The following is a 13,030-nucleotide window of genomic DNA, read 5'->3' on the forward strand; positions in this document are numbered from 1 at the left end:
CTTCATGGGTACCTCCTGGTGGGATGAGCAGGTGAGCATTGGTTTGTCTGGTGTGGCTGACGTGCGCTGGGACGGTTTCGGAAGCCTGCTCTGGAAAGTGTCGATGCTGAGCGGGCGGGGGTCACGTGCGCGGACGCCAACGGGTGCGTGAGGGTCGCACGCCTCTGCGTCTTGGGTTGCGGTCGTTGGACCACTCCCGTGGACGTGGTCACCGGCGTCCGGTCGTACTCCGTCCATGAACGCAGGCCCCAGGCCACTCAACAACTTCACATTGGCGGCGGAAAGGAAGACCGCACCTACCCGCATACAACGCGCTGCCGAACGACCACGACAAGGCGTTCGTCGAGCTCAAGGGCGCCGACCGCTTCACCTTCGCCAGCGCCAACACCACAGTCGCCAAATACAGCGTCACCTGGCTCAAACGCTTCGTCGACAACGACACCCGCTACGACCCCACAGGGAGCGCGGCAGGCACGGGCCATCACGGCCACCCGTGCCTGCCGCGTCTCGCATGTGGCGTCACGTACGTCTCCTGCGGTTACCTCTCCGACAGTGGGGTGACCGCGATCTGGTCGATCACCGGTGCGTACGGGGACCGCTGGTCGTACTGGTTGTAGGTGTCGCCGTCGAAGTCGGGCAGTTCCTCAGCAGTGAAGGTGAGTCGGTTGGTTCCCTTCTTCAGCGTCACCGGGACGGTCAGCTCCCGGAAGGCGTTGAAGTGGAAGGTGGTCGGGAACAGCACCCGCCGCGCCGGTCCGCCGTTGACCGAGAGGTCGGCGTGGCGGGTGATCGGGTCGGGGTTGTAGTGGGTGGCGGGTGCCTGTTCGGCGTTGGAGTAGCGGATGGTCACCGCGTGCCGCCCGGACCGCTTGGCGAGGACGTCGACGGTGAGGGCGTTGGCCTTGCCGTCCCCGATGCCGGTGACCGACGTGCCGCCTCTGGCGAAGGTGTACGCGTCGGTGACCTTGGCGGCCCCACTCGGGGTGCCGTCCTCGGCCTGGTACACCTTCGTCACAAGCGTGCCGCTGGAAGGTGCGACCCGCAGCCGGTCCAGCACGAGTCCGTGAGAGGCGCCGGTGACGGTGATCTTGTTGATGCCTCCGGACAGGAACACCCGCAGAACGTCTGTGCCCTTCTTCCCGGCGCCCGCCTCGGCAACGTCGAGCTTCTCGCCGTTGAGGGAGACCTCCGCCCGGCCGCCGGCGAGGTGGTCGAGGAAGAGGGTCGCCTCACCGTCGTCGGGGGAGTGGACCCAGAAGGTCGCGGACGCGCCCTTGGGCAGCGGTACCGCGCCCGGCCCCGAGACGCCCGGATCCGTGTAGTGCGGCCGGGTCCCGGTGAGGGTGGCGTACTCGGCCTCGTAGATCGCGGGGCCGGCCACGTTCTCGTCGCGCAGCGACAGGTCGATCTTGTCGATGATCGCGTCGCCCTTGGTGACGCCCAGGTCCGCGTCCTGCGCCGCCAGCGTGATCCGGTGCCGGCCGGCGGTCAGCTCCACGGTCGTGTCGGTGTGTCCCCAGACCACCCACTTGTAGCCGAGTGGCAGGAGCAACTCCTGCGGGTCCGTGCCGTCGACGCGGAGGAAGACGTTGGTGGGGCCCTGCTCCTTCACCAGGCCGTACAGGTTGTAGGAGTTGGCGAAGACGTTGAGGTCGTACGTGCCGTCCTGCGGGACGTCCACGTCGAAGGCGAGCACCCCGTCGGATCCGGTGCGCAGTCCGCCGACGTTGTAGTTGCCGCTGGTCGCGAACTTGCCGACGTTCGACGGCGTGCCCTCGGGCCCGTTCCTGGAGTAGCCCTTGCCGGTGTAGGTGGCGTTCTCCGCCTCGTACGTCCCCCGCCAGCCGACCGAGGGGTGGGCCTGCGTCCCGCCGTGGCCGCCCGGAGAGAGGATGACCTGGTACGCGGACATCTCGTTCATGCCGGTCATCGGCAGCGTCACCGAGCCGTCCTCACCGACCGCGACCTCCTGGTCGGCGAGCCGCAGCGGCTGGGCCGAGTCTCCGACCTGCCCGGACCACGGGATCTCCTGCACGGTGGCGTGCACGGTCGTGCCGAACAACTTGGGATCGATGTTCTTGAAGACGACGTCCGCGTTGCCGCTCTTGCCGCCGAAGAGCGCTCGGGACTGCTTCTTCTTCGTGTCGAGTGTGGCCACGCCCTGGAGGGTGTACTGCTGGTTGGGGTGCGGGGCGGTCACCTGCACGGTGTGCCCGGACATCTGGCCGTAGGCGTTGAACAGCCACCACTGGCCGTTGGCCCGGTTGGCGTCGACGGCCGAGTCGTTGAGGTTGCCGTCGATGTTCCAGTAGGCGAGATCGGCGTCGATCTTGGACTCCTCGATGGCGGAGACCCACTGGACGACCTGGCCCGGCACGGAGAGGTGGTAGTTGTGGCCGTACTCGTTGACGTTGATCGGCAGCGGTCCGATCCCTGCCTCCTGCTCCCACTGCCGGTACTTCGCCACGCTCGTGCGGACTGCGGCGGGACTCGACAGCTCGTGCCAGGTCATCACGTCCGGGACGGCGTCGTTGGCCTTGGCGTACTGCAGGAAGCCTTTGACCTGGTCGAAGAGGAGAGAGGTGTTGGGGCCCGCGATCCGGGCGTCCGGGTCCAGGTCCTTGATGAGGTGGTAGACCTCTTTCCAGGCCGCGAAGAAGTACTGCGGGTCGTTGAGCCAGGAGACGTTGTTGTAGCTCCACGTGCCCGAGCCGAACATGTTCCCCTCGGGCTCGTTGAACGGGACGTAGACGACGTTGTCCTTGTAGGTGCCCATCGTCCTGACCTGGGCGACCTGCTTCTTGATCTTCTCCTTGAAGTCCGCGAGCCGCTCGGGGCCACTGTCGCCCGGCCACTGGTACGGGAACCCGCGGTAGATGTCGGTCATGTAGATGTAGACGTCCTTGCCGCCCGAGTCCACGAACGGCGGCAGGACCTCCAGCGCGTCCGCCCCCGGGTGCTGGGGGCCGTCCTGCGCCTTGGTGGACACGGTGCGCAGGTGCATGCCCTCGATGAGGTTGCGGCTCGGTGCCCCGTCGCCGTAGATCCCGTACAGCGAGCCGGCCGCGCCGCCGTGGAAGGCGCCGGTGTCGGTGGCCAGATCGATGACGAGCCGTTCCGGGTCCGCGGCGTGAGCGGTTCCGGCGGAAGGGGCGGCGAGCAGGGTGGCCAGGACCGCCGCCACCGCGGCACCGGCTCCCGTCGTTCTCTTTCGTCGCACTGAGGTCTCCGTGGTTTTCATGCGGGTTCGGACACTGGGCGACATCATCGAACCGGTTCGATGCTGCTGGGCCGGGAAGTTAGCACCGCGGAAATCCGGCGGCAATACCTCTGGCGCGGGGAGTCGTGTCAGCTCATCCTGGATTCCAGAGGTGTTACGAGAGGTGTGGTGAGAGGTGTTGACAGCCGCAGTGGTTGTTCCTACCTTCACTTCACGCGAACCGGTTCGATGACCGGTCGTCGCCCCTGCACAGCATCGAACCGGTTCGACCAAGGAGTGCCCGTGAACATCGGTGAGATCGCCCGGCGGGCCGGTGTCTCGCGGAGCACCGTGTCCTACGCGTTGAGCGGCAAGCGCCCCGTGTCGGAGGACACCCGCCGGAAGATCCAGCGTGTCATCGACGAGCTGGGCTACCAGCCCAACGCCAGTGCGCGCGCCCTGGCCAACGGGCGGACCAACACGATCGGCCTGGTCTTTCCGCCGGCCGGCAACCACTACACCGGTATGCAACTCGACTTCATCGGCAGTGTGGTGGAGGCGGCCGCGGCCCGCGACTACGACGTGCTGCTGTCTCCCAGCGGCGTCGACAGCGACCGCTCGTTCCAGCGGCTGCTGGGGGAGCGTCGGGTCGACGGCGCGATCCTGATGGAGATCAGACTGGAGGACGACCGGGCCGATCACCTGGCCGCCCTCGGTTTCCCCTCCGTCGCCATCGGCCGGACCGCGCATCCCGAGGGCACCTGGTGGGTCGGCCTGGACCACACCGCGCTGGCAGGGGCCTGCGTTCATCACCTCGCGGACCTCGGCCACCGCAGGGTCGCCTTCGTCAACCGGCCCGAGCAGTTGCTGCGGGCCGGATACGAGTCCGCGCACCGCGGGCTTGACGGCTTCACCAAGGCCGCGGCCGAGCGCGGGCTGACCGTGCGGACGTACTGCTGCGGGGACGACGCCCCGTCCGGCCAGGCGTGTCTGGAACAGATCCTGCACGACGATCCGGCCACCACGGCCCTGGTCACCCTCAACGAGGCCGCACTCGGCGGCCTGTACCGCGGGCTGGCCCAGGCCGGCCGTCACGTACCACGCGACTTCTCCGTCACCGGAGTCGTGGCAGGCCGGTGGGCGGAGACAGTGACTCCGCAGCTCACCGCGGCGGACGTACCGGCGGAAGCGATGGGCAGACACGCCGTCGACCTCCTCGTCGAGCGGCTCGACCACCCCGACGCGCCGCCCCGGCACCACCTGCTCGCACCGCCCATCTCGCTACGCGCCAGTACAGGGCCCGCCACCGGCAGGCCGTCCACCGAGGCCACCTGACCTCGGCCTCCGGCACCACCCCTCCTGACCACGCATCACGGGCATCGTCCGTTCTCTCTCACCGCTCGCCGTGGCTGTTCGGCATGCCCGCTTCCCCCGTCACCCGCCTGGGCACACCCGTGCCAGAAAACAAAGGAACGTGCCATGCACAGCTCCGTAAGACGGCTCCGCCTCACCGCCGCGACCGTGACCGTCCTCGCCGTCGCCGGCACCGCCACCTCTTGTTCCTCCGGTACGGGCAGCACCGGCACCAAGGCCGCGGACAGCGGCACGTACACCATCTGGGACCCGTACCCGCAGTTCGACAAGAGCTCCGCGTGGGCGAAGCTGCTCGACGCCTGCGGCACCAAGGCCGGGGTGAAGATCAAGCGCACCGCGTTCGACACCAGCGACCTCGCGAACAAGGCGCTGCTGGCAGCCCAGCAGGACAACTCCGCCGACGTCCTCATCGTCGACAACCCGGTGGTGTCGACGCTGGCCGAGGCCGGGGTCCTCACCACGACCGAGGACAACAAGCTGGACACCTCGAAGGCGGACGCCAACCTCCTCGCGGCCGGACAGTCGGGCGGCAAGACGTACGGCACGCCGATCGGCGCCAACACCCTCGCCCTCTACTACAACAAGGCGGTGCTGAAGCAGGCCGGGGTGGACATAGCCTCGGTCAAGGACTGGAAGTCGCTGACGGCGGCGCTGGCGAAGGTCAAGAAGGCCGGCAAGAAAGGCATCACGTTCTCCGCGATCGGCACGGAGGAGGGCACCTTCCAGTTCCTGCCCTGGTACTGGGGATCGGGCGCCCAGCTGACCGCGCTCGACTCCGACCAGGCCGTCTCCGCGCTGACGCTGTGGAAGGACTGGCTGAAGAACGGCTACGCGCCGAACTCGGTCCTCAACAACACCCAGACGACCAGCTGGCAGGAGTTCGCGACCGGCGACTACGCGTTCAGCGAGAACGGCACCTGGCAGCTCGCCAACGCCGCGAAAGCCGGCTTCGACTACGGGGTCATCCCAGTTCCCGCCGCCGACGGCGGCAGCGCGGCCGCCCCGACCGGAGGCGAGTTCGTCACCATCCCGGTCCAGGGCAAGACCGACCGCTACACGACGTCACAGAAGATCGTGACCTGCCTGACCAGCACCGACAACCTCCTCAACACCGACACCACGCTGTCCTACGTGGCACCCACCACCGAGGTCCAGGACAAGCAGGTCACGGCGAACGCCGAGCTGAAGCCCTGGGTCGACGCGGTCAAGGCGGCCAAGGGACGCACCAGTGACGACCTGGGCACCAAGTACCCGAAGATCTCCGAGCAGTTGTGGAAGGCGGTGCAGTCCGCCCTCAGTGGCTCGCAGTCGCCGAAGGACGCGTTGGCCGCGGCGCAGTCCGCCGTCAAGTAAGCAGGAATCAGAGCCCGTTGATGAGCCACACGACGAAAGTGCCGCACCGGCGGCCCGTGCGCCACACCAGTGGTGCGGCCCCCACCGCACCACCCCGGGCACGGCGCCGCCCCACCTCCCAGCAGTGGGCCGCCTGGGGATTCCTCGCCCCGGTGACCGTCTACCTCGTCCTCTTCTACGCCTATCCCCTGTACCGCAACATCGACCTGAGCCTGCGCAACTACACGGTCCGGTCCTTCGTCCAGGGTGATGCGCCGTTCACGGGCCTGCAGAACTTCCGCACCGTATTCGAGGACCCGACCTTCGCCCCGGCCCTGCTCCACACCGTGGTCTTCACCACCGTGTGTCTGGTCTTCCAGTACGCCATCGGCCTGGCCCTCGCGGTCTTCTTCAACCAGCACTTCCGGCTCTCCGCAATCCTGCGGGCCCTCTTCCTGGTGCCCTGGCTGCTCCCGCTGATCGTCTCGGCGTCCACCTGGTCGTGGATGCTCAACAGCGACTCCGGTGTCGTGAACGCCGTACTGCACGCCGTCGGCATAGGGCCGGTGAACTGGCTGACCGCGCCGGGCTGGTCGCTCGCCTCGGTGATCGTCGCGAACATCTGGATCGGCGTCCCGTTCAATCTGGTGGTCCTCCACAGCGGCCTGCAGTCCATCCCCGCGAGCCTCTACGAGGCGGCGGCCCTCGACGGGGCGAACGCCTGGCAGCGGTTCTGGCGGATCACCTTTCCGCTGCTGCGACCGGTGTCCGCGATCACTCTGTTGCTGGGCCTGGTCTACACGCTCAAGGTCTTCGACATCATCTGGATCATGACCAAGGGTGGCCCGGCCGACTCCTCCACCACGTTTGCCACCTGGTCCTACCAGCTCGGCTTCGGCAGCCTGCTGCCGGCCTTCGGTCCGGGAGCGGCCGTAGGAAACCTGCTTGTGGTCGCCGCCCTGGTGTTCGGCCTGGTCTACGTCAGGGTCCAGCGGAAGCAGGCACTGTCATGAACCGAAGCACCAGCCGTACGTGGTGGCAGACGACCCTCGGCGTGCTGTTCACCGCGGTGATGCTCTTCCCGGTCTACTGGATGCTCAACGTGTCCTTCACCCGCGACCAGGACATGCGCAAGAGCCCGCCGGACCTGATCCCCGTGCACGGCACTCTGGAGGGGTACCGAGCCGTCCTGGACCAGCAGTTGCCCTACCTCGGCACCAGCCTCGTCATCGGCCTGGGGACCGTCGTCCTCACCGTCGCGCTCGCCGCTCCCGCCGGCTACGCACTCGCCAAACTCCGCCCGCGCGGCGGCGGCGTACTCAGCTTCCTCTTCCTGGTCGCCCAGATGATCCCCGGCATCATCATGGCGATGGGCTTCTACGCCATCTACCTCAGCCTCGGCCTGCTCCAGTCGGTGCCCGGCCTGATCGTCGCGGACTCCACGCTGGCCGTGCCGTTCGCCGTGCTGATCTTCACCGCGTTCATGTCCGGCATCCCCGGCGAACTGCTCCAGGCCGCGAAGACGGACGGCGCCGGGCCGGTGCGCACCTTCTGGTCGATCGTGCTGCCCATGAGCCGCAACGCCATTGTCACGGTGTCGCTGTTCGCGTTCCTGTGGTCCTGGTCCGACTTCGTCTTCGCCAGCACCCTCGCCAGCGGCGGCGCGCACGAGCCGATCACCCTCGGCATCTACCACTACATCGGCAACAACAACCAGGAGTGGAACGCCATCATGGCCACCGCCGTCGTGGCCTCGCTGCCCGCCGCGGTGATCCTCGTCCTCGCCCAGCGCTACGTAGCCGCCGGCGTGACCGCCGGCGCCGTCAAGGACTGACTCCTCTTCACCCCTTCACGGTCCACCCGTTGGCCGGCCCGTCATTCCTGCACGCCCAAGAGCCGATCACCCCTGCTCCAGAAACGAGTCACGCTGCATGACCGCCGCCCCGTCCGGCCCGGCCTTCTCCGTCCACGACATCCCGTTCAGCACCCGCGGGTCATGGTTCGGTATTTCGCCCGTGGTGGCGGAGAAGACCATCGCCGAAGACCTTCACCTCGTCTCGCACCAGCACGGCATGCACGCCGTGCTGCGTCTCCTCCCGCTCGACCTGCCCACTGGGGATCGCGCCGCCACCAGGCCGCACGCGACGCCAAGCCTGCTCAGCTGGATCGGTGCCGAAGGCCGCATCGACCTCGCCTACGAGTCGCCGGACACCGTACGCCTGCGCGGTGACGGGATGGGCCTGCGCATCGGTGCGGCGGCGACCGTGCTGACCCCGTTCAGCGGCACCTACTTCTACCGCGAACCCGGCACGGTGGCGTATGTGTTCACCTCGTACGAGACCGGGCGGCGCTACCGCGTCACCGTGCTGTCGGGGGCCGTGGCCGAGGCGTCCGGCACGCAGACGCTGGGCAGCGCCGCGCGAGGTGTCACGATCGGCGCCGAGGCCGGCGCGGTCTGGGAGGCCGCGGTCGAGGAGTACGAGACCGCGCGCCGCCCGTACGCGCCTTCGGCATCCTTCGGCCAGGTCGTGGACGCCGCGCACGGCGCCTTCTCCTCCTTCGTCGACACCGTCGCGCCCTGGCGCTCGTCGGGCACGCCTGCCGCGGAACTCGCCGCGTATGTCCTGTGGTCCGCGACCGTCCGGCCGCAGGGCTTCGTCACCCGGCCCGCGGTGCTGATGTCGAAGCACTGGATGGACAAGGTGTGGAGCTGGGACCACTGCTTCAACGCCCTTGCCCTGGCCCCCGGAAGCCCCGGACTCGCCCTGGACCAGTTCGCCCTGCCTTTCGACCACCAGGACGAGACCGGCGCGCTACCCGACTCGGTGGCCCACTCGGAGATCCTCTACAACTTCGTCAAGCCTCCTATCCACGGCTGGACCCTGCGCCACCTGCGTCGACGGCTCCCCAAGCCGCTCGGCGAGGCGGAGTTGACCGAGGTGTACGACCGGCTGGCCCGCTGGACGGACTTCTGGCTCACCATGCGGCGGGCACCCGGGGCAGCCCTCCCGCACTACCAGCACGGCAATGACAGCGGCTGGGACAACGCGACCACCTTCGACCCCGAGCGTGTGATCGTCAGCGCCGATCTGGCCGCCTTCCTCGTGCTGCAAATGCGCGAACTCGCCGAACTCGCACATGCGTTGGGGCTGCAGGACGACGCGCGCAGGTGGACGCGAACGGCCGACGGCACGCAAGCGGCGATGCTCGACGAGCTGTGGACCGGCGACCGATTCGTCGCCCGCTCGGCACAGAGCGGGGCCACCTGGACCAGCTCCAGTCTGCTCGACCTGATGCCCGTGGTGCTCGGCGAGCACCTGCCCCAGAGCATCGGCGACGCGCTGGCCGACCGCATCGAGGCCCACCTCACCGCGTACGGCCTCGCCACCGAACTGCCCACCTCACCGCACTACTTGGACGACGGCTACTGGCGCGGCCCGATCTGGGCCCCGTCCACCGTCCTGATCGAGGACGGCCTGCGCCGCGCCGGCCACGACCGTCTCGCGGACGAGATCAGCGCCCGCTTCCGGGCCCTGTGCGAGACCTCGGGCTTCGCGGAGAACTTCGACGCCCTCACCGGCGCGGGCCTGCGCGACCGCGCCTACACCTGGACCGCCAGCAGCTACCTCCTCCTTGCCGAGGCCCACGAGCTGAGGCGCGCCGAGACCACGGAGGCCGTCGGCGGCTGACAGACCCCCCGGGCGACTCGCGCCCGGGCAGTACCCCCTTCGGGAGACCCGCACATGCGCATATCTCGCTTCCCTGCCCCAGCCGGACGCCCCGGCAGACCAGCTGTCCCGAGACGCCGCAGGACCGCCGTGATCGCGGCGCTCCTCGCCTCGTTCGCCGCCGCCACCCTCCCCGCGACCACGGCACGCGCCGCCGACACCTCCGTCACCGTCGACTTCGCCACCGCCGGGGGCGCTCCGACGTACCACGCCTCGGGGACGATCTACGGGATGACCCCGAACGGCTCGCTGCCCCAGGACCACTTCTTCACCGACATCAAGTGGCACTTCATGCGAGCCGGGGGCGCTCAGCTCAACATTGGCGGCTACGCCACCAGCCTCGCCGACTACCAGACCCGCTGGGCCTCCACCCTGGCCCAGTACAAGCGCACCGCCGCCCTCGGCGGCACCTTCGTGCTGCTGCCGCACGACCTGTGGGGCGCCGACGGCACCACCACTCAGGGCTGGCCCGGTGACAACGGTGACTGGACTCAGTTCGACAACTTCGTCACCCAGCTCATCGGGGACGTACGCGCCAACAACATGACCGTTCAGTGGGATCTGTGGAACGAGCCCGACGGCAGCGGATTCTGGGGCGCGTCGCGGACGCAGTTCCTGCAGATGTGGTCGCGCTTCCACGCCAAGGTGCGCGCCGCATTCCCCTCCCAGCTCATCGTCGGCCCCAGCATCGCGGGCCAGCCGAACTCCTCCAACAGCTGGTGGACGACGTACCTGACCTACGTCAAGGCGAACAACGCGGCCCCGGACATCTGGAGTTGGCACGACGAGCCCGGCGACCCGGTCACGGACGTCGGCCGCGCCAACTCGACGCTCGCCGCGGCGGGGCTGACCAACACACGGCCGTACCAGATCAACGAGTACGCCACCCTGTCCATGCAGTCCCCGGGCGGCGGTGCCTGGTTCATCGGCCGTCTGGAGCGGGCCGGTGCGGACGGCATGCGCGGCAACTGGGCCTCCGGCACGAACCTGCATGACTACGAGGCCAATCTGCTCACCAAGAACAGCGCCGGCCAGTACCTGCCGCTCGGCGAGTGGTTCATGTACCGGTACTACGGCTCCCAGACCGGCAACATCGTCAACCTGATCCCGGGTACCGGTACCGACGGCCTGGCGACCAAGGACAACTCCGCGAAGAACGCCAAGGTGTTGCTCGGCAGCAGCGGCAACACGGGGACGGTCACCGTCAATCTGACCGGGCTCAACACCACCTCCGTCGTGGAGAACAGCCAGGTCCGCGCCGTCGTCCAGCGCATCCCGTACAACAGCGGAGCCGCCGTAGCCGGCCCGGAGACCGTCGCCGACACCACCCTCACGGTCAGCGGCAACGCCGCCTCCGTGAGCCTCCCGTGGACGAACGCCAAGGACGGCTACACCGTCACCCTGCTGCCCCCGTCCAACACCACCGTCTCCACGGTCGCCGTCAGCCAGAACAGCGGCCAGTGCCTTGACGACACCAACCGCTCCACCGCCAACGGCACGCAGTACCAGCAGTACTACTGCGAGGGCGGCTACCAGCAGATGTTCGACTTCAAGCCGGTCAGCGGCAAGACGAACACCTACACGGTCGTCAACGGGACCAGCGGCAAGTGCCTGGACGTCTCGGGCGCGTCCAGTGCCGACGGCTCCGCCGTCATCCAGTACACCTGCAACGGCGCCACCAACCAGCAGTTCACGCTCAACCCCGTCACCGCGCTCGGCAACGGCCACGACTACCAGCTCGTCGCCGTCCACAGCGGCAAGTGCGTCGACGTCAGCAACGTCTCGACCGTGGCCGGCGCGCAGATCCATCAGTGGACCTGCGATGCGGCGAGCGCACTGAGCACCAAGAAGAACCAGATCTGGCGTCTCCTCGGCAAGAGCTGACCGCCGTCACGCATGACGATGTGGAGGGACAGTCCAAGTGGCTGGATCCGCCCACGTCCGGAAGCTCATCGCACCTCACCGGCGAGCGCTGCCAGGTCCTCGTCGGTGAGGAGGCGGTCCTTGCTCGCCATCAACTCCTTGGCTCTGGCGAGCACTTCCTCGACCTGGGTGTGCGTGAGGTCGATGCCCAGCGCCGTCAGCTTGTCGGACAGGGTGTAGGGGCCGCTGTCGGGGGTGAAGGGGACCAGACGGTGGTTGCCGACGAAGGCGGGCTCCAAGCAGTTGTGCAGGAGGGGGTCGACCTCCGTCTCCTGGGTGATGAGGTCCATGCCGCCCCAGCAGAAGGCGTGCGTGCCGGTCACCGGGTGGTTCCAGGCCGGCTGATAGCCCGTCAGGGTCTCGCCCGCGCGGGCGAGTTCGGTCAGCCGCTCGGTCCTGATCCCGGTCCGGACGCCGTAGAGGGCCTCGAAAGCGACGGCCGTGGCGGCGAGGTCGGCATTGCCGGGACCACCGCAGTAGCCGTTGACCGACAGCTCGACGACCGCCGCGCCGGCCCGCACGGCGGCCACCGCGCAACCGACTGCCAGGCCGAACGTGTTGTGTGGGTGCAGTCCGACCTCGACGTCCGGGGCCAACTCCCGCGTCCGACGGACCAGATGTGCGTACGCCTCCGGGCTCATGGCGCCGGGCCCGTCGAACAGGGTGAGTTCGGTGGCGCCCGCCTCGGCCAGCACGGCGACCGACTCCTCGTGGACCTCCTCCGTGAGGTAGGAGACCATCAGCAGCGGGACGATCACATCGAGGCCGCGGGCGCGTGCGTGGCGGATCAGCCGGGCCGCGCGGGCGAGTACGTCGGTCCGGCCGCGTGGCGTCTGCGGGGTGCGCCAGTCCTCGCCACGCCACGCCTGACCGTAGATCGCGGGCTGGTAGACGAGCGACGTCTCGCCGAAGCCCTGCACCCATACCTGTACGGCGTCGTAACCCGCCTCGGCCGCACGGTCGATGTCGTCCGTCGAGCGCATCAGCGGACACACGACCCGGCACTGAGGGTTCTCGCTCTTCACCAGGTCCACCTCGGCCTTGAGCGCGCTGTCGTCACGGCCGGCGATCCCGGCCGTGACGACCTCGGCCACTCCGGTGCCGACCAGCCGGCGCAGATACGCCTCCTTCGCCTCGACGGACGCCACGACACCCGGCAGGGTCTCGACCGAGCGCAGGGTCGCGTCCCGCAGCCGTACGGTCCGCGGCAGTGAACCCACCACGTCCGGACGCCGGTTGAGCGGACTGACCGACCAGCGACCGGGTTCGTACGCGCCGGGAGCGCGCCGCGCCCCCAACTCCTCGCGGAACCGGGCGACTTCCTCGGCGCTGAACACGGGCGGCTTCTCCATGGACGTCCTCCGGGCGTGGCTCTGGTACTCGTCCTCAGACTCCATCCAAGCCGCCTGTCGACACTAAAGGCAATAGAGCTGCTTCGAATGCCTAGATGTTTACTTTCTGTCGACACCTGGCT

General features: G+C 68.5%; 8 protein-coding genes and 1 pseudogene. 7 read left to right on the forward strand and 2 right to left on the reverse strand.

The window, feature by feature from the left end; translation table 11 throughout:
• Positions 1-299: 299 nt before the first annotated feature.
• Positions 300-452: pseudogene (locus OG246_RS29815) on the forward strand (alpha/beta hydrolase); the annotation flags it as partial.
• A gap of 86 nt (positions 453-538) precedes the next feature.
• On the opposite strand, the gene OG246_RS29820 reads toward OG246_RS29815, so the two are convergent.
• Complete coding sequence (locus tag OG246_RS29820) at positions 539-3,220, reverse strand: cellulosome protein (protein WP_266470087.1); 2,682 nt, start codon at positions 3,218-3,220, stop codon at positions 539-541.
• Between the two features lie 282 nt (positions 3,221-3,502).
• On the opposite strand from OG246_RS29820, the gene OG246_RS29825 reads away from it, so the two are divergent.
• From OG246_RS29825 to OG246_RS29850, 6 genes are all read left to right on the forward strand, one after another.
• A complete protein-coding gene (locus tag OG246_RS29825) occupies positions 3,503-4,534 on the forward strand; it encodes a LacI family DNA-binding transcriptional regulator (protein WP_266470089.1) in 1,032 nt (343 codons plus the stop codon).
• Between the two features lie 144 nt (positions 4,535-4,678).
• The gene (locus OG246_RS29830; protein ID WP_266470091.1) at positions 4,679-5,926 is read left to right on the forward strand and encodes an extracellular solute-binding protein; all 1,248 of its coding nucleotides are present in this window, start codon (positions 4,679-4,681) and stop codon (positions 5,924-5,926) included.
• A 20-nt stretch (positions 5,927-5,946) separates the two neighbouring features.
• Positions 5,947-6,918: a carbohydrate ABC transporter permease gene (locus OG246_RS29835; protein ID WP_266470093.1), complete on the forward strand. Its 972-nt coding sequence runs from the start codon at positions 5,947-5,949 to the stop codon at positions 6,916-6,918.
• Positions 6,915-7,739 (forward strand): carbohydrate ABC transporter permease, encoded by an 825-nt coding sequence (locus tag OG246_RS29840; protein ID WP_266470095.1) that lies wholly within the window; start codon positions 6,915-6,917, stop codon positions 7,737-7,739. The genes OG246_RS29835 and OG246_RS29840 overlap by 4 nt, the downstream gene beginning before the upstream one ends.
• A 97-nt stretch (positions 7,740-7,836) precedes the next feature.
• Positions 7,837-9,594, forward strand: coding sequence for an amylo-alpha-1,6-glucosidase (locus tag OG246_RS29845; RefSeq protein ID WP_266470096.1), 1,758 nt, complete (start codon positions 7,837-7,839; stop codon positions 9,592-9,594).
• Between the two features lie 129 nt (positions 9,595-9,723).
• Positions 9,724-11,517 carry an RICIN domain-containing protein gene (locus OG246_RS29850; protein WP_266470098.1) on the forward strand — a complete coding sequence of 598 codons (1,794 nt, stop codon included), beginning with the start codon at positions 9,724-9,726 and terminating at the stop codon, positions 11,515-11,517.
• 65 nt (positions 11,518-11,582) lie between these two features.
• Here OG246_RS29850 and OG246_RS29855 read toward each other — a convergent pair whose 3' ends face one another.
• Positions 11,583-12,908, reverse strand: a complete 1,326-nt coding sequence (locus tag OG246_RS29855; protein WP_266470100.1) for a hypothetical protein — start codon at positions 12,906-12,908, stop codon at positions 11,583-11,585.
• Positions 12,909-13,030 lie beyond the last annotated feature (122 nt).

Source organism: Streptomyces sp. NBC_00620 (assembly GCF_026341825.1).
Taxonomy (GTDB): domain Bacteria; phylum Actinomycetota; class Actinomycetes; order Streptomycetales; family Streptomycetaceae; genus Streptomyces.

Coding starts and splice junctions, on each gene's coding strand:
- OG246_RS29855 (WP_266470100.1), bottom strand. CDS start 12,908: ATGGAGAAGCCGCCCGTGTTCAGCGCCGAGGAAGTCGCCCGGTTCCGC.
- OG246_RS29835 (WP_266470093.1), top strand. CDS start 5,947: ATGAGCCACACGACGAAAGTGCCGCACCGGCGGCCCGTGCGCCACACC.
- OG246_RS29830 (WP_266470091.1), top strand. CDS start 4,679: ATGCACAGCTCCGTAAGACGGCTCCGCCTCACCGCCGCGACCGTGACC.
- OG246_RS29845 (WP_266470096.1), top strand. CDS start 7,837: ATGACCGCCGCCCCGTCCGGCCCGGCCTTCTCCGTCCACGACATCCCG.
- OG246_RS29840 (WP_266470095.1), top strand. CDS start 6,915: ATGAACCGAAGCACCAGCCGTACGTGGTGGCAGACGACCCTCGGCGTG.